Raw genomic sequence first — 16,412 nt, forward strand, 5'->3', positions numbered from 1 at the left:
TGCAGGGCGTGTCGCAGACCCCCAGCTTGACCGACTCCCCGCAGACCAGCGCCACCCGTACCCGCTACGGGGGTGGGCCGGGCCGCGCCGGGGCGCGCCGCAGCCGGGGCCGGGGCCGGGACGGGGTGGGATTAGGGGGTTGGTATTGGGGTGGCGGTGCGGGTGGCGGCGTGGAGGCGCAGGATGCCGGCGGCTGTCGCGCCGGCGCCGGTGATCAGGAAGAGCGCCACAAGCACCCGGGCGGTCGTGGGTGACCAGGGCACCGGGGCGATGGAGCGGGCGAACACGGCGGCGTTCGACGCTCCGGCGAGGAGTGCCAGGCAGGCCCCGCCCAGCGCGACCACGAAGTCGGCGGCCGGGCGGCGGCGTAGCGCGTACCAGCCGGCGGCGATGGCGCCGAGGCCGGTGAGCAGGGACCAGATCTGCCCGGACAGCAGCCCGACAAGCACGCCGCCGACGCCCTGGGCGCCCGCGTCGATCTCCCGTCCGACCGGGTAGCCCACGGCGAGCGCGCCGCCGACGACCAGCAGCGCGCCGAGCGCGGACAGCGCCCGCCTCCCGGCCGCTGATCCTGCCGCCGCCAGGCCGAGCGCGCCCACCGCGAGCAGCCCCACGATGGTCACCGCCCACCAGGTGTACGCGTCAGGTGGCGGCACCCAGTCCAGGGTGCCGCCGATCACCACCGGGTCGGCGCCGTCGCGCAGCGGGATGGTCCAGTTCCGGACCCGGTGCTCGCGGTCGGGTGCGGCGCGCACCGCGTCCGGTGGCGCCGCCTCCTGCCAGAGTGCGCGTTGGTCGTGCCAGCGGGCCGTGGTGCCGTCGGCGATCCGCCGCCAGGACGGCGCGGCGGCCGGGTCGGCCTCGGCTGGGAGCGCGGTGTCCCCGGCGATGGTGCGGTTGAGGTACGTGGCGGGGGAGTGGCTGTTCTCGAAGACCCCGTCCGGGCCGACCCGCAGGTAGGGCTCACCGGAGTAGCCGATGACCTCGATGGCGCGGCCGGTGTCGTTGGTCAGCTCCAGTCGAGCGCCCGCCTCGATGACGCGTACCTCGAGCCCTGGCCGCGCCGGAGCGACCCCGCTGGTCCGGGTGCGGTAGTCGGTGCCGTCGGGTGCGTCGGCGCCGTGCGCGGCGGCGGGCGCCGCGCTGGTCAGGGTCACCAGGCCGGCCGCGGCCGCGACCAGGCCGGCGCGGCCCCACAGGGTACGGATCACTTGCCGGCCGCCGCCACGGCTGCGGTGAGAGCGTCCGGGGTGGGGTTCTCCACGGCCTTGCCGTTGACCCTGACGGTCGGGGTGCCGGTGACGTTGCTCCGGCTGGCGTCGTCGGTGACGTGTTCGGTCCACGTCCGGTACGTGTCGTCCTTCACGCAGCTGCCGAAGGAGCCCCGGTCGAGGCCCACGCTGGTGCCGATGTCGATGAGCTGGTCGTCGGTGAGGCCGGCGCTGCCCTCCGGTGGCTGCTGGGCGAAGAGCGCCTTGGCGTACTCGTGGTACTTGCCGCCGGCCGCGGCGCAGCCGGAGGCGGCCGAGGAGCGGGTGGAGTACTCGGTGGTGGAGAAGCGGTTGAGGTAGGCGACCGGGTGGTAGACGACCTTCGCCTTGTTCTCGGCCACCAGCTGTTCGAGGGTCGACCCGCTGGTCTGCTCGAACTGCTTGCAGGCCGGGCAGAGGAAGTCCTCGTAGACGTCGACGGTGACCGGGCCGCCGCCGGTGACGATTCCGGTGCCGGCGTCGTTGGCGCCGGGCGGGGTGGTGAAGTCGTCGGAGCGTTGGTTGGACCAGACGGCCCAGCCGATGACGCCGGCGATGACCAGGACGACGGCCGCGGCGGCGGAGACCCAGATCGTGCGACGGCGGCGCTGCTCGCGGGCCAACTGCTCGCGGACCACCCGGGCGGCGTCCCGCTGCCCCTTGCGACTACTCATCCTCGTCCTCCACAACGGGTTCGCCGGCCAACCACCCGTCCACCGATACCGGCGTACGTGGCCAGATCAGCAGAAATCCGGCCAGAACCAAGAATCCCAGGTCCCGGAGGATCTCCGGGAGGTAACTGGGTGCCTGCCCCGCCGCCAGCTGCCCGCCGCTGCCGAAACAGCCGCAGTCGATGGCCAGCCCACGCGCCCAGGCCGAGGCGATCCCCACGATGAAGACCACGAGCAGCGCGGTGGAGACCCCGGCGACCAGCCGGGTTGCCAGCCCGAGCAGCAGCAGCACACCCAACGCCAACTCGACGAAGGGCAGGGCCGCGCCGATCACGCTCGCCACGTCGTACGGCATCACCTGGTACGCGTTGACCGCCCGTCCGGAGGCGGCCAGGTCACCGACCTTCGACGCGCCGGCGACCAGCCAGACGGCGGCGAGGCCGAGTCGGGCGGCGATGCCGAGCCACGGACGGACCAGGGGCCACCGGCCGCCCCGGGTGGGAGGTGCAGTCACGCTCATTTGTCGTCCCGTCCGCGCCGGAAGTTCCGAACTCAGCCGGTCAGGGCGTCGCCGACCGCCTCGACCAGATCGTCGCGGGCCCGGGCGACCCGGGAACGGATCGTCCCCACCGGCACCCCTTCGACGGCGGCGGCCTCGGCGTACGACAGGCCGAGCAGTTGGGTGAGCACGAACGCGGACCGCCGCTCGGGGCCGAGGCGGCGGATCAGGTCGGCGTCGACGAGCTGGCCGGCCGGGTCCGGGTGTGGCCTGTCGGTGTACGCGTTCGCCGCCAGGCGTTCGTCGAGTCGCCGACGCCGAATCACCGTACGCAGGTGGTCGGCGCAGGTGCGCCGGGCGATGCCGAGCAGCCAGGTGCGGGCGCTGGAGCGGCCCTCGAAGGCGGGGAGGGCCCGGAACGCCCGCAGGTAGGTCTCCTGGGTCAGGTCGTCGGCGCTGTCCGGGTCGACCAGTGCGGCGGCGAACCGCCAGACCTCGGCCTGGGTCAGCCGGACGAACGCGGCCTGGGCGGCGGGGTCACCGTCGCGGGCGGTGAGCGCCGACTCGGTTGCCGGGTCCCGGGCGACCTCACCTGCCGGTGCGGCCGGGCCGGCGGCACCGGAGTCACGCGGGACAGGGATCACGACACATCAGGTTACGCGGCACCCGGCCCGACGTCAGGGTCGTTCGGTCGTTGGATGGTCTGCGCCACGTCGGGAACTTTTCCCCGGCGGCGGCCGACTACCACTTCATGACGTGCGACCACAGAAGCGACCACCCCCCTCGGGTCGCCGAAGGGGACACCCATCGGCAACCATGGCCGGCATGACTGTCGCCCCCCGCCGCTGGGTCGCCCGGCTGGCCGCAGCCGCCGGCCTCCTGGTCACCGTCGTTGCCTTGTTGATCGCGCCAGCCACCTCCGCCAGCGCCCACGCGGTGCTGCAGAGCAGCAGCCCGGCCGCCGCGTCCATCGTGCCGAGCGGGCCCTCCGAGGTGGTCCTCACCTTCAGCGAGGCGGTCCGTAAGGTGCCCGGCAAGATCCGGGTCATCGCGCCGGACGGGTCCCGGGCCGACCGCGGCGAACCCTCGTTCAGCGGTGGCGTGGTGACCATCCCGGTGGACCCGGGCAGCGCCCGCGGCACCTACCTGGTCAGCTTCCGGGTGATCTCCGCCGACAGCCACCCGGTCTCCGGGGCGTTCACCTACTCGGTCGGTGCCCCCTCGACCCCACCCACCGACTCTGGCACGGACAGCCGCGCCAACCCGGTCGTGGAGACGGCGGTGAAGGTGGCCCGCTTCCTGGGCTACGCGGGCCTGGTGCTGCTGGTCGGGCCGGCGCTGGTGCTCGCCGCGCTCTGGCCGCGACGGCTCTCCCGGCGGGGGCCGACCCGGCTTGCCTGGACCGGCCTCGGCCTGGTGACCGTCGCCACCCTCGCCGACCTGTGGTTGCAGGTGCCCTACACGGCCGGCGGTGGCCTCTTCGACGTGACCGGCGAGGGGTTCGGCACTGTCTTCGGCAGCGCCTTCGGTGCCGCGCACCTGGTCCGACTCGGCCTGCTGGCGGCGTCCGTCTTCCTGCTCCGCCCGCTGCTGGCCCGGCCCGCCGGCCGCGCGGACGCGATCATCCTGGCCGTGCTCGGCGGCGCCGCCCTGCTGACCTGGCCGCTGGCCGGGCACCCGGCGGCGTCCCCCGCACCGGCGGTCTCGGTGGTGGTCGACGCGGTCCACCTGGGCAGCATGGCGGTCTGGCTCGGCGGTCTGCTCATGCTCGCCGTCTTCCTGCTGCGGCAGGCCGACGAGCGGGAGTTGGGCGCGATCCTGCCGATCTGGTCGCGCTGGGCGGCGCTCGCCGTCTCGGCGCTGCTGCTGGCCGGCACCGTCCAGGCGCTGATCGAGGTGGCCACCCTGCAGGCGCTCGTCGAGACCACGTACGGTCGCCTGCTGCTCGCCAAGATCGGGCTGTTCGCGATCGTCATCGCCGTGGCCGCGTACTCCCGGCAGCTGGTGCGCAGCCGTGTCGCGGCGCAGCGCCCGGTGCCGGTGCGCCGGGCGGTCCTGGCGGAGTTGGCCGTCACCGTCGTGGTGCTGACCGTGTCCGCCACGCTCGTGCAGACCACGCCTGCCCGTACCGCGGTGGCCGGTCCGTCCGCCGGGGCCGAGGCCGGTCTCTTCAGCACCCGCCTGTCCAGCCCGCTCCTGTCCGTCGAGGTCGAGGTGAGCCCGGCCGAGCGGGGCAACAACACGGTGCACCTGTACGCGTACGACAAGGCCAACCAGCCGCTGCTCGTGGCCGAGTGGAAGGCGACTGTCGCGCTGCCCTCGGCCGGGATCGAGCCGATCGACGTGCCGTTGCTGCGGTTGACGGACAGCCACGCCTACGGCGACATCAGCCTGCCGACCGCAGGCGAGTGGCAGCTGAAGATCACTGCCCGAACGACAGACATCGACCAGGCCACGGTGACCGCCACCGTGCCCATCCGTTAGAGAGGTCCGCGAAACCCATGACCCGATTCCGGCGTACCGCAACCGCCGCTGCCGCCCTGGCGTTCACCGCCGCCGCCACCGCTGTGCTCGGCTTCGCCGGACCGGCGTCCGCCCACGTCACGGTGAACCCGAAGGAGGCGACCCAGGGCGGCTACGCCCGGGTGGCGTTCCGGGTGCCGAACGAGAGCGACACCGCCTCGACCATCAAGCTGGAGGTGGTGCTGCCGGAGAACGCCCCGGTCGGCTCGGTGTCGACGATGCCGGTGCCCGGCTGGACGGTCGCCACCGAGAAGCGCAAGGTGGACCCGCCGATCGAGGTGCACGGCAGTCAGCTCACCGAGGCCGTTTCCAAGATCACCTGGACGGCCTCCGGCGACGCGGGGGTGAAGCCGGGCCAGTTCCAGGAGTTCCCGGTCTCGCTGGGGCCGCTGCCGCAGGTCGAGTCGATGGTCTTCAAGACCCTGCAGACCTACTCGGACGGCACCATCTCCCGGTGGATCGACGAGCCGGCGCCTGGCGCCGAGGAGCCGGAGCACCCGGCCCCGGTGCTCACCCTGGCCGCCGCCGCGGCGCCGTCGGGTTCGGCCGCGCCGGCCGCCGCCGTCGCGAAGCCCGACGACGATGACGACGAGGACGGCAACGGGCTCGCGGTCGGTCTCGGTGTGGCCGGTCTCGTCGCCGGTCTGGCCGGCCTGGCGCTGGGCGGGCTGGCGTTCGCGCGTACCCGCCGCGAGCCGGCCGCCAAGGCCTGACCCCCCGCCCCCACCCGCTGGCCCGCCGGATCACCCGGCGGGCCAGCGTGCTTTCCGGAGTCGGTACCGGCGGTGCCGTGGATATCCCCTGATCAGACGGGCTACGTCGGTAAGGTCGGCCGGGTATTTGGCTACGGAGGGGGACGGTGCGGATGCGGTTCGTGCGGGTGATCGTCGGGGTGCTGCTGTTGGTCGTGGGAATTCCGGCGCTGTTCGCCGGTGGCGGGCTGTGGCTGGTGACCCGACACGCCGATCCGGGCGGGGCCTTCACCGCCCGCTTCGAGACGGTCCGCACACCCGGTCACGCGGTGGTGGTCACCGACCTCGACCGACTGCTGCGCCAGGAGGCGCCGTTCGCGCGTACCGCGCAGACCCGGCTGCGACTCGACGCCCGCACCACGGGCGGCCCGGCCTTCGTCGGGTTGGCGCCCACCGTCGAGGTGCGGCGCTGGCTGGAGGCGGTCCCGCACGCCACGCTCCGCCGGGCGGCGCTGGCCCGAGGTCCGCTGCCGGTCCGGCTCGATCCGGCCGGACCGGCCATCGACGCCCCGGGCGTCGCGGCGACCGACGGGCAGGTCACGCCGCTGGGCAGACCCTTCTGGGTACGCGAGGGGATCGGTTCACTGGAGTGGAGCGCGGACGACCTCGCCGACGAACCGATGAGCCTGGTGGTGATGCGCCCCGACGGTGGTGCCGACCTGGCCCTGGACCTCCGGGCGCAGTGGCGGGCCGGGTGGACCGGCCCGGCCGCCTGGGGTCTGCTGACCGTCGGCGTTCTGCTCGTGGTGTGCGCGGTGCTGCTCCTGCTGCGGCCGCTGCGCCCGCGCGAGGTGATCTTCGTGGTCGAGCCGGACCAGGTGCCGGTGCTCGCCGGTCGACTCGGGGTCACCTCGCTGAGCGGCCTGGGCCCCCGGCAACCGGACGCGGGCCCGTCGTTGCCGGTACGACAACTCGCCCCGGTCGGCTCCGGGGCTGCGGAACGACCTCGCTCGGCGATCGGCGCCGCGCGCGCGGACACCCTCGCCGATCTGGCCGAGCCGGCCCGGCTGCCCCGACCGCCAGAGGTGACGCTGAGCCTCGCCTGGCCGCCGGCCGACGCGGACGACTCGACGGCCCGACCGGTGGCGGTCCCACCGGACGACAGCCCGGCCGGTCGCGGTGGGTGAGAACGGCGAGTGGCCCTCCGCGCTGCCGACGCGGAGGGCCACTCTCACCGGGGGATCGGTGCTACCCGAGCGGCGCTTGAGGTAGATGAGGACAGGTTAGCGCCGAACGTGGCTACTAGGGAGGTCTGTCCAATTGATGCGATTTTCCACACCGCGTCCCGACCGCACCGGCAACGCCGCGAGCAGCAGCAGGCTGAGCAGCACGTAGACGTTCTGCAGGACGAAGTCCACCGGGTTGTGGGTGTGCACCGGCCCCGCGCCCCAGTCCTGGAAGGTGACCACGCCGTAGATGGTCACGGCGGTGATGCCAAGCGCGAGACCGGCAAACCACCGGCGCCGACGAACCTCCTCGGGGCGGTCGGCGCTCAACGCCGCGTCGACGAGCAGCACCACGGCCGGTATGAACCAGTAGATGTGGTGGGTCCAGGTGATCGGGCTCGCCAGTGCACCCACCAGCCCGGTCAACGTCAGGCCCGTCAACGGGTCACCGGCCCGCGCCGCCCGGGCGGCCCGCCACAGCCCGAAGCCGGCGACCACGGCGACCACCAGCAGCCAGAGCAGCCGGCCCGGTTTCTCCGGCTCGGTGAACCGGCTGAGCAGGCCGAACAGCGACTGGTTGCCGACGATGTCGGTGCGTCCCACCCGCTCGGTGGTCCACAACTCGTGGGTCCAGAACCGCCACGAGTCGCGTGGGGCGATCGCCGCCGCGAGCAGGGTCGCCGCCGCCGCGGTCGCACTCGCCACCGCTGCGGCCCGCCAGCGCCGGGTGGCCAGCAGGTACACGATGAAGATGCCGGGGAAGAGCTTGAGTGCCGTCGCCAGCCCCACGCCCACCCCGGCCCAGCGTCGCGCCTGCGGCACCGCGAACAGCAGATCGGCAAGGATCAGCACGACCAGCAGCATGTTGATCTGACCGAAGGTGATGGTCTCGCGGATGCTCTCCACCGCCAGCACCAGCAGGACGGCGGCGACGAGGGTGAACGTTCGGGGCAGGTCGTGTCGGGCGATCACCGGGGCCACCAGCCACCGGGTGGTCAGCACCACGGCCAGCACGGTGAGCACCGTGAAGATCGCCACGGTGGCGCCGAGCCGCAGCAGACCGAACGGCCACAGCAGCAGCGCGCTGAACGGCGGATAGGTGAAGTACAACTCGCCCTGCACCCGGTCGGGTTGAACGTAGTCGTAGAGCGGGTGCCCGACGCGCCACCAGTCCATCGCGGACATGTAGATCTTGAGGTCGAAGAAGTTGTGCACGAGACCGGGCAGGTAGAGCGCTGGCAGCACAGCGGTGAGAGCCACCACCCCGACCAGGCGACGGACCGTACGGCCGCCGGGATCGTCTTCGGTGACGGCGGGCGGTGCGACGGGTTCTGCTGGCACCCCGAAACCCTAGCGGTCCGGTCCGCCGAGAGCGCGCAGCCGCAGGGCGTGGGCTGCGCGTAGGCTGTGCCGGTGGCTGATCTCCTCGTCTGGATCGACTGTGAGATGACCGGGTTGGACCTCGGCAGGGACAAACTGATCGAGGTGGCGGCACTGGTCACCGATCCCGACCTCAACGTGCTCGGTGATGGTGTCGACGTGGTCATCCACGCCGACGAGGCGGCACTGGAGGGGATGCCGGAGATCGTGCAGACGATGCACGCCAAGTCCGGCCTCACCGAGGAGGTCCGTCGTTCGGCGGTCACCCTCGCCGAGGCCGAGGACCTGATCCTTGAGTACGTCCGCACCTTCGTCAAGGACCCGCGTACGGCCCCGCTGTGCGGCAACTCGATCGCCACCGACCGGGGCTTCATCGCCCGGGACATGCCCCGCCTCGACGCGCACCTGCACTACCGGATGATCGACGTGTCGTCGATCAAGGAACTCTGCCGTCGCTGGTACCCCCGGGTGTACTTCGGCCAGCCGCAGAAGGGTCTCGCGCACCGGGCGCTCGCCGACATCCGGGAGAGCATCCGGGAGTTGGAGTACTACCGGCGTACCGTCTTCGTTCCGCTGCCCGGCCCGGATGTCGAGACCGCCAAGGCCATCGCCGCCGAACTCTGACCGGCCGCTGAGCTGACCGGCAACCCGCTGGACGTGCCCGGCTGTGGTGTGGCTATTATTGGTCCGCACCCCGCCCGGAGCGATCGACCGGGCGACGGCGGCATGGTGGCTGTAGCTCAGTTGGCAGAGCACCGGGTTGTGGTCCCGGTTGTCGTGGGTTCAATTCCCATCAGTCACCCCACGAGAAGGCCCCCTCTCCGGAGGGGGCCTTCTGTCGTTGTCGGGGCCTGCCGGCGGTCTCAGGCTCAGGCGGTCGGGGTGGGGGACGGGGTGACCGCCCCGTCCGGGCTCGGGGTGGTGGCGTCCGGGTCGGCCGGAGGCTCGTACGGCAGGGCGCTGCCCTTGACGTACTCGTCCCAGCTCATGTTCCAGTCCGTCCAGCCGTTGCCGTTCTGCAGCTTGCGCTCGGTGCCCTTGACCGTGATCGGGTCGCCGATCTGGGTGTTCTTGAAGAGCCAGTCACCGTTGGCCATCGACACGTTCACGCAACCGTGCGACACGTTCGTGGTGCCCTGCTGCCCCTCGGACCAGGGCGCCGCGTGGATGAACTCCCCGCCCCAGGTGAGGCGCTGTGCGAAGTCAATCTTGGTGCGGTAGCCCTCCTCCGGGCCCAGCTCCTCGAACGTGTCGAAGACCGTCTTGCGCAGCTTCTCGATCACGACCATGGTGCCGCTCGACGACGGGGTGCTCTTCTTGCCGAGGCTGACCGGGATGGTCTTGATCACGGAGCCGTTGCGGGTGACGGTCATCCGCTTGGTCTTGTTGTCCACGGTCATGACCACCGCAGCGCCGATCTTGACGTCGACCGAGAGGTCGGCGCGGCCGTACCAGCCGGCACCCATCGGCAGGCCACCCGCCTGGACGCGGTAGGAGACCTTGCTGTCGGGCTTCCAGAACTCCTTCGGCCGGTAGCGGATCTCGGTGGGGCTGACCCAGTGCCAGATCCCCTCCTGGGCCGGGGTCGAGGTGACGGTCATCCGGCGCTGGACGTCGTCGCGGTAGTCCTCCGGGATGGCCCGGCTGAACTTCACGATCAGCGGCATGCCGACCCCGACCACCTGGTTGTCACCGAGGAAGCTGCTCACGCGGACCTGGTTGCCCGGCTTGGCCATGGTGGTGAAGGTGCTTGTCGCGGTGGCCGGACGCCCGTCGTCGCCGGTGGCGGTCACGGTCGCGGTGTAGCTCGTGCCGTACGCAAGCGCGCCGGAGGGCAGCCACGACTTGCCGTCCTTGGCGAGGGCGCCCTCGACCGTCTTGCCCGCGGCGTCCTTCAGCTCGACAGCGGTCTCCACGGCGTCCTTCGCGGTGAAGGTGATGCCGGTGGACGCCGGCACGTCCTTGGCGTCGGCCGCCGGCTCACTGATCGTCGCGGCGGCCTTCGGTGCCGGGCTCTCGTCGCCGCCGTGCCAGGAGGACGGCTTGCCGCCGTCGTTGGTGCAGGCGGAGGTGAAGGCCAGCGCCACGGCGAGGAGCCCCGCCGCGAACACGCGGCGTCGCCCACCGGGCCTGATCAGCTGGTCCTGGCTAGCTCGCATGATTCCCTCACAGTCGTGGTCGCTGCCCCATCGTCTCCTACTGACGCGCCAGAGCCGGCCCCGGTTGCCGAGGGTGAATCGAAACACGTCATCAATAGTGCCCGAATACTGCTACTATCCGGCGTTTCGTGAGTCTGGCTCGTCTCCGTACCGGCACTGCGGGGGTTCGCCACGCAGTCGTCGGCGCGGCGGAGTGCAAGGGTACGCCGGCCCCGCCAACGGCAGGACCGGCGCAACGAGGCGGACGGGTCAGACCGCCGGGCCGGCGCCACCACTCGGCACCGGCAGCGCGCTGCCCTTGATGAACTGCGACCAGCTCAGGCTCCACGCCGTCCAACCGTTACCGGCGGCGATCCTCCGCTCGGTGCCCTTGATCGTGATCGGGTCGCCGATCCGGGTCTTGTCGAACAGCCACCTGGCGTTCGCCATCGACACGTTCACGCAGCCGTGCGAGACGTTCTGCCGCCCCTGCACGTGCTCCGACCAGGGCGCCGCGTGGATGTACTCGCCACCCCAGGTGAGCCGCTGGGCGAACTGGATGTCGGTCACGTAGCGGTTGGCCGGGTCCGGGTCGTCCCGGGTGTCGAAGACGGTGGCTTCCTTCTTCTCCATCACGACCATCGTTCCGCTCGACGACGGTGTGCTCTTCTTGCCCAGGCTCACCGGGATGGTGCGGACCGGCGCGCCGTTCTCGTACACCGTCATCTTCTTGTTGGCGTTGTCGACCTTCATCTCGAACGATCGGCCGATCTTGGCGGTGGCCTTGCGGTCGACGTCGCCGTACTTGCCGTTGCTCAGCGGCACCCCCGCCAGGGCGATCCGCACGGTGATGGTGGTGCCCGGTTTCCAGTACTCCGGGGCCCGGTAGTAGGCCTGCGTGCCGTTGCTGACCCAGTGCCACGCGCCCGGCTGCGGCGGGTCGGTCTTGACGAACATCCGCTTCTGGACGGCGGCACGGTCCTTCTTCGGGATGCCCGGGTGGAACTCGGTGACCACCGGCATGGCCACCCCGTAGCTCTTGTCGTCGAAGAGGTACAGGCCCGACCCGATCATCGACTTCGGCTTGGCCATCGTGGTGAAGCTGCTGGTGCCCTGGCTGCTCGCGCCGTCCGACCCGCTCGCCGTCACCGTGGCCGTGTAGCGGGTGCCCCACTTGAGGGGCGTGGACGGCACCCAGGCCGACCCGTCGGTACGCAACTTGCCCTCGACCGAGCCGCCGCCGTCCGCCGTCAGGGTGACCGCGGACACCTTCCCGCCGTCCGGGAGCTTCGCGCTGATCTCCGTGCTCACCGGCCTGTTCTTCGTGCCGTTCGCCGGGCTCAGCGTGAGTGCCGGCCCGCTCGGTGTGCTCGGCGTCGACGGTGCGGGGGAGCCAGCGGCGGCGCTCGCGTCCGGCGACGCCCCGCCAACGAACTCCGGCTTCTTCTCGTCGCTGCCACACCCGGTCAGCGCCAGCGACGCCGCCAGAGTCAGGGCGCCCAGAACCGCCCCGGCTCGCGTGAACCGTGCCATGCCCACCTCTGTTCTCGCGTACCTGGCGGACATCGTGCCGCATCGACGCCGCAACCCACGCCCCGATCTTGGCGGCGATGGTCGTTTTGGGGCTTTTTGCCGGCAAAGCTCGACCGAAGGGGGGACCCGGGTAACCGAATTGGAGCCCGCTCGGGAGGGGTGCTAATGTTCTCTCCGTTGCCGAACGAGCGCCGCTAGCTCAACTGGCAGAGCAGCGGACTCTTAATCCGCGGGTTCGGGGTTCGAGTCCCTGGCGGCGCACCAACGATGAAGCTCTGACGGGTGTCTTCCACCTCGTCAGAGCTTTTTTCTCGTCACGCTCCAGGACACGAGGCGGCTCAGCCGGCCCGGCGTCTCAGACCGGTCCCCGACAGAGCGTGCGAAGATCGGCCGCCGCGCCCCTACAGTCCGCACCATGAGGTGGACGGCGCGATTCGCGGTCATGATCCCCGTACTCCTGACCACCCTGGCGGCCGGCACGGTGAACGCCGCCCCGGCGCCCGCCGACGGCGGCCTCGGCCTGGCCCTGCGGCCCGGCCAGGCCGACTACCGGGTCGGCGACCAGGTCCGCCTCGACCTCACGGTCACGAACACGACCGGCGCGGCGTGCGCGCTGCCGACAAGCGCCGTCGGCACCGTCCAGGTGACCGGGGTACGCCTCGACGGTCGTGATCTCACACCGACGCTCGCCCGCAGCTTCCACGACGACGGCATCGGTGCTGCCGCCACCGCCGGTCTCACCACTGTGCAGCCAGGGGCGAGCACGACGGTGAGCCTGACCGGCGTACGCCTGCACGACGGTGACACGCCCGACGCCGTGCTGCTCCGCTCGGTGGCGGCCACCCCGGACGGCGGTGGCTTGGACACGCTGTGGCCCGTCGGCGCCCCCGGCCGGTACGAGGTGACCGCCGGCTACCTGCCACTGCCGGTGACCGGCGCGACGAGCCTCTGCGCGGGCGGGACCACGCTGCGGACCGCCACCTTCAGCATCGGCGACGGCGGCGGCGGGACCGGCCCACGCTGGCTGTGGCTAGTCGGCGCGGCGTTGCTACTGACGCTGCTCGCCGCCGCGTCGGTGGTGGTCCTCCTGCGCAGACGCCGCCGGCCGGCCGCCGCCGTGGTGGCCCTGCTGCTGGTGTCCGTCGGCGCGCTGTCCGTCGGCGGATCCCGACCGGCTCGGGCCGACTACACGGTGGACCCGACAGGTGGCGTGCCGGTCAGCGGCGTCGACTTCCAGGGCGCCGTCGACACCTGCCTCAAGGGGTTCGCCGCGCCCGGCGGGGACCCGTCCGGCCTGCTCCCGAGGCTGCGGGACAAGAAGTCCCCCCGGGTGCGGATCATTCCGACCACCGGCGGCTCGGGCGCGTTCGAGACCCCGGACAGCCCCGACGGGAAGGGCTCCTCGACCGTCACCTGGAACCCGACCTCCGTCGAGCCGTACGGCGACGGCGTGGCCCGGGACCCCTGCGCCGCGCTCTACCACGAGCTGAACCACGCCGACGACATCTCCCAGAACACGGTTCCGCAGGGCGACTGCGGCAGCACCGAGATCCGTACCGCCGAGGTGAAGGCGACACTCGCGGAGAACCGTTACCGGGCGGCGAAGGGCCTGCCACCACGCACCGAGTACGACGGGAAGCCGCTGCCGAAGAACCTCGACGAGTGCAAGAAACCGCCGAAGAAGAAGCCCCCGCAGAAGGGCCCGGTGAAGCTCTGCGAGGAGGGCGCCAACTGCGGCGGCAGCAACGGCGACCCGCACCTGGTCACGTTCGACCGGGTCGCCTACGACTTCCAGGCCGTGGGCGAGTTCACGCTCGTCACCGCCACCGGCGGCGACCCGCTGGAGGTGCAGGTCCGCCAGGCGCCGATGGCCGGCACCCGGACCGCCTCGGTCAACTCGGCGGTCGCGTTCCGGGTCGGCGCGCACCGGGTCGCGCTCACGCTCGCCGACGGCGGCACCCGGGTACACGTCGACGGCGCGGCACTGGCCGCGCCGCCGGAACGCACCGACCTGCCCGGCGGCGGCACCCTCAGCCGCCGTCCCTCCGACACCGGACCCACCGACGGGTACGACGTGACGTGGCCGGACGGCTCCGCGGCGGCGGTGGACCAGATCGGCCACTACGGCTACCGGGTGCTTGTCAAACTCGCCGACGGCCGGGCCGGGAAGGTCCGCGGCCTGCTCGGCGACTTCGACGGCGACCCGGCCGACGACATCGCCCCCTCGTCCGGGAGCGCGCTCACCCAGCCGGTGCCGTTCGCCACGCTCTACCCGGCGTACGCGGACAGTTGGCGGGTCACCCCGGACCGCTCGCTGCTGCACTACGACGACGGTCAGGACACCGGCACGTTCACCGACCGTGCCTTCCCGGAACGGGAGGTCACCGTCGGCGACCTCGACCCGGCACGCCGCGCCATGGCCGAGCAGATCTGCGGGTGGGCGGGCATCACCGCCCCCGCCCAGCTCGCCGAGTGCGTCTTCGACGTCGCGGTCAGCGGCCGTCCCGAGTTCGCGGTGGCCGGCGCCAGCACGGAGCGGGTCGCCCCACCCGCCGCCCCGCCGATCACCGCGGCAGCCGTGGCGAGCGCCAGCCTGGCCCCCGGCGGGGCACCACTGACGTTCCCCGGGCGGGCCGGGGACGCCGTCTTCGTCGACGCCGTCGCGCCCGGGATCGCCGACCGCTGCTCGCCGTACGTGCTCACCGACCCGACCGGCCAGCTGGTCGGGGGCGGCTGCGCCATCAACGGCGTCGGTTACATCGACCGCGTCGACCTCACCACCACCGGCACGTACGCCCTGCGGGTCACCGCCGCCCCCGGTGACACCGGACGAGCCGCCGTCCGGGTCTACGTGGCCCGGGACGTCGACGGCACGGTGCAGGCGAACGGCCCGGCGGTCACCGCGACCCTGGACCAGCCGGGCGCGCGGGCCCGGTACCGGTTCACCGGGCGGCAGGGCGAGCGCGTCTACGTCGAGGTGCCCGCGAGCACGCTTCCCCACCAGTGCTCCCCGCTGGAACTGCGCGACACCGACGACCGGCTGCTGAGCAGCGGCTGCGTGATCAACGGCGTCGGCGAGATCGACGGCACGCTGCTGCCCGCCGACGGGACGTACACAGTGGTGGTCGACCCGACCGGACGCACCACCGGCGCGACCACAGTGCGGCTGGTCAGCAGCCGCGACCGGACGGCGACCATCACCGTCGGTGGCCCGCCGGTCGTCGCCACCGTCGACCAACCCGGCGCGGTCACCACCTACTGGTTCAGCGCCAGCGCCGGCACGTCGGTGAGTCTGACCGCGACCGCCTCCGACCTGCCCGACCAGTGCGGCGTGCTCGAACTCCGCGCCCCCGACGGCAGCCCGATCACCAGCGGCTGCGTCGTCAACGGGGCTGGTGACATCGAGCCGACGACGCTTCCGACCACCGGCACGTACACGGTGGTGGTGGACCCGTCCGGGGTCGCGACCGGGCAGGTCACGCTGACGCTGCGATGAGGCGGACCCTGCCTGTTCGGGGTGGCGTCCGGGGCTGCTACCGTCTCGTCCCGTTGCCGACGAGCGCCGCTAGCTCAACTGGCAGAGCAGCGGACTCTTAATCCGCGGGTTCGGGGTTCGAGTCCCTGGCGGCGCACCAACGAGCAAGGCCCTGATATGGTGGTTCTCACCGTGTCGGGGCCTTCTTCGTGTCTGCGTCTGGGTAGTGGTGGCTGAGTGGGTGCTCGGTAGCTGATCTGGATCGTCCCGGCCTGCCCTACGCTGACGCCATGAGGGAACGGTCCGTGAATCAAGTTCCCGCGCTCGCCCTACCTGGCGGGCGCTGATGGATCGGCAGGCCGCCGCGCCGACCCACGTGTTTCCAGACGAAGTCCGTGCTGATGTGGAGACGCTGTGGCGATACCACGACATGCACCACAAGCTGCGCACGTGCGACGTGGGCATCGGGCTGGGCAGCCATGACCTCGGCGTCGCGGTGATCGCAACACGGCTGTTTCAGGCAGGCATGTTCCCATGGATTGTCTTCACCGGAGCGAACGCGCCGACAACGATCGAGCGGTTCCCCCACGGCGAGGCGGTGCACTATCGGGAGTACGCGGTCGAGCACGGTGTGCCGGCGGAGTCGATTCTCGTGGAGCCGCGTGCCACGAACACCGCCGAGAATCTCGAGTACTCCCGTGCGCTCCTGGCCGAACGCCAGATCCCGGTGAAGTCGGTGCTGATCATGTCGCGGCCCTACCAACAGCGTCGGGCCTACGCCACCTGCAGGCTGATGTGGCCGGAGGTCGATGTGGTCTGCGCGTCGAACCCACTCGAACTGGACGACTACGTGAACAGCATCGGCGATCCGCGGCGGGTGGTGGACATGCTGGTCGGCGACACGCAGCGGATCGAGGTGTACGCCGAGCGTGGGTTCGCGATCCCGCAGGAGATGCCGGACGAGGTACGGGCGGCCTTCGATCGCTTGGTGGCTGCCGGCTACACGAGCCGGCTGATCTGAGCCC

General features: G+C 71.9%; 13 protein-coding genes and 3 tRNA genes. 9 read left to right on the forward strand and 7 right to left on the reverse strand.

All coding sequences use genetic code 11. From position 1 onward, the window contains the following. Positions 1-131: 131 nt before the first annotated feature. From ACWER9_RS17400 to ACWER9_RS17415, 4 genes are read right to left on the reverse strand one after another with little or no spacing between them, the layout of a single operon-like run. The gene (locus ACWER9_RS17400; protein ID WP_452302790.1) at positions 132-1,211 is read right to left on the reverse strand and encodes a hypothetical protein; all 1,080 of its coding nucleotides are present in this window, start codon (positions 1,209-1,211) and stop codon (positions 132-134) included. Beyond that, positions 1,208-1,924: a DsbA family protein gene (locus ACWER9_RS17405; protein ID WP_452302791.1), complete on the reverse strand. Its 717-nt coding sequence runs from the start codon at positions 1,922-1,924 to the stop codon at positions 1,208-1,210. The genes ACWER9_RS17400 and ACWER9_RS17405 overlap by 4 nt, the downstream gene beginning before the upstream one ends. Further along, complete coding sequence (locus ACWER9_RS17410) at positions 1,917-2,441, reverse strand: MauE/DoxX family redox-associated membrane protein (RefSeq protein WP_452302792.1); 525 nt, start codon at positions 2,439-2,441, stop codon at positions 1,917-1,919. Before ACWER9_RS17410 ends, ACWER9_RS17405 begins: the two co-directional genes overlap by 8 nt. Before the next feature lie 32 nt (positions 2,442-2,473). Continuing rightward, positions 2,474-3,064, reverse strand: coding sequence for a sigma-70 family RNA polymerase sigma factor (locus ACWER9_RS17415; RefSeq protein WP_452302793.1), 591 nt, complete (start codon positions 3,062-3,064; stop codon positions 2,474-2,476). A gap of 172 nt (positions 3,065-3,236) precedes the next feature. On the opposite strand from ACWER9_RS17415, the gene ACWER9_RS17420 reads away from it, so the two are divergent. From ACWER9_RS17420 to ACWER9_RS17430, 3 genes are all read left to right on the forward strand, one after another. Beyond that, positions 3,237-4,904: a copper resistance CopC/CopD family protein gene (locus ACWER9_RS17420; protein WP_452302794.1), complete on the forward strand. Its 1,668-nt coding sequence runs from the start codon at positions 3,237-3,239 to the stop codon at positions 4,902-4,904. A gap of 17 nt (positions 4,905-4,921) precedes the next feature. Next, entirely contained in the window at positions 4,922-5,656 is a 735-nt protein-coding gene (locus tag ACWER9_RS17425) for a YcnI family copper-binding membrane protein (RefSeq protein WP_452302795.1), read from the forward strand. Positions 5,657-5,808: 152 nt separating this feature from the next. Then, positions 5,809-6,822: a hypothetical protein gene (locus ACWER9_RS17430; protein WP_452302858.1), complete on the forward strand. Its 1,014-nt coding sequence runs from the start codon at positions 5,809-5,811 to the stop codon at positions 6,820-6,822. 96 nt (positions 6,823-6,918) lie between these two features. On the opposite strand, the gene ACWER9_RS17435 is transcribed toward ACWER9_RS17430, so the two are convergent. Further along, complete coding sequence (locus ACWER9_RS17435) at positions 6,919-8,202, reverse strand: glycosyltransferase 87 family protein (RefSeq protein WP_452302796.1); 1,284 nt, start codon at positions 8,200-8,202, stop codon at positions 6,919-6,921. Positions 8,203-8,268: 66 nt separating this feature from the next. On the opposite strand from ACWER9_RS17435, the gene orn reads away from it, so the two are divergent. Continuing rightward, entirely contained in the window at positions 8,269-8,865 is a 597-nt protein-coding gene (gene orn, locus ACWER9_RS17440; protein ID WP_452302797.1) for an oligoribonuclease, read from the forward strand. A gap of 105 nt (positions 8,866-8,970) precedes the next feature. After that, a tRNA-His gene (locus ACWER9_RS17445) sits at positions 8,971-9,046 on the forward strand. A gap of 64 nt (positions 9,047-9,110) precedes the next feature. Here ACWER9_RS17445 and ACWER9_RS17450 read toward each other — a convergent pair. After that, entirely contained in the window at positions 9,111-10,400 is a 1,290-nt protein-coding gene (locus ACWER9_RS17450; protein ID WP_452302798.1) for an Ig-like domain-containing protein, read from the reverse strand. 249 nt (positions 10,401-10,649) lie between these two features. Then, the gene (locus ACWER9_RS17455; RefSeq protein WP_452302799.1) at positions 10,650-11,912 is read right to left on the reverse strand and encodes an Ig-like domain-containing protein; all 1,263 of its coding nucleotides are present in this window, start codon (positions 11,910-11,912) and stop codon (positions 10,650-10,652) included. A gap of 188 nt (positions 11,913-12,100) precedes the next feature. On the opposite strand from ACWER9_RS17455, the gene ACWER9_RS17460 reads away from it, so the two are divergent. The 4 genes from ACWER9_RS17460 (at position 12,101) to ACWER9_RS17475 (ending at position 16,408) form a co-directional block, all read left to right on the forward strand. After that, positions 12,101-12,176: transfer RNA gene (locus tag ACWER9_RS17460), tRNA-Lys, on the forward strand. Between the two features lie 151 nt (positions 12,177-12,327). Further along, positions 12,328-15,408: a VWD domain-containing protein gene (locus tag ACWER9_RS17465; RefSeq protein WP_452302800.1), complete on the forward strand. Its 3,081-nt coding sequence runs from the start codon at positions 12,328-12,330 to the stop codon at positions 15,406-15,408. A 63-nt stretch (positions 15,409-15,471) separates the two neighbouring features. Continuing rightward, positions 15,472-15,547: transfer RNA gene (locus tag ACWER9_RS17470), tRNA-Lys, on the forward strand. A gap of 186 nt (positions 15,548-15,733) precedes the next feature. Then, a complete protein-coding gene (locus ACWER9_RS17475; protein ID WP_452302801.1) occupies positions 15,734-16,408 on the forward strand; it encodes a YdcF family protein in 675 nt (224 codons plus the stop codon). Positions 16,409-16,412 lie beyond the last annotated feature (4 nt).

The organism is Micromonospora sp. NPDC003944 (assembly GCF_053605225.1).

What these genes read in the sequence shown, in the direction of transcription:
- ACWER9_RS17405 (WP_452302791.1), bottom strand. Translation starts at nt 1,924, where the DNA reads ATGAGTAGTCGCAAGGGGCAGCGGGACGCCGCCCGGGTGGTCCGCGAG.
- ACWER9_RS17420 (WP_452302794.1), top strand. Translation starts at nt 3,237, where the DNA reads ATGGCCGGCATGACTGTCGCCCCCCGCCGCTGGGTCGCCCGGCTGGCC.
- ACWER9_RS17450 (WP_452302798.1), bottom strand. Translation starts at nt 10,400, where the DNA reads ATGCGAGCTAGCCAGGACCAGCTGATCAGGCCCGGTGGGCGACGCCGC.
- ACWER9_RS17410 (WP_452302792.1), bottom strand. Translation starts at nt 2,441, where the DNA reads ATGAGCGTGACTGCACCTCCCACCCGGGGCGGCCGGTGGCCCCTGGTC.
- ACWER9_RS17430 (WP_452302858.1), top strand. Translation starts at nt 5,809, where the DNA reads ATGCGGTTCGTGCGGGTGATCGTCGGGGTGCTGCTGTTGGTCGTGGGA.
- ACWER9_RS17465 (WP_452302800.1), top strand. Translation starts at nt 12,328, where the DNA reads ATGAGGTGGACGGCGCGATTCGCGGTCATGATCCCCGTACTCCTGACC.
- ACWER9_RS17425 (WP_452302795.1), top strand. Translation starts at nt 4,922, where the DNA reads ATGACCCGATTCCGGCGTACCGCAACCGCCGCTGCCGCCCTGGCGTTC.
- ACWER9_RS17455 (WP_452302799.1), bottom strand. Translation starts at nt 11,912, where the DNA reads ATGGCACGGTTCACGCGAGCCGGGGCGGTTCTGGGCGCCCTGACTCTG.
- ACWER9_RS17475 (WP_452302801.1), top strand. Translation starts at nt 15,734, where the DNA reads ATGGATCGGCAGGCCGCCGCGCCGACCCACGTGTTTCCAGACGAAGTC.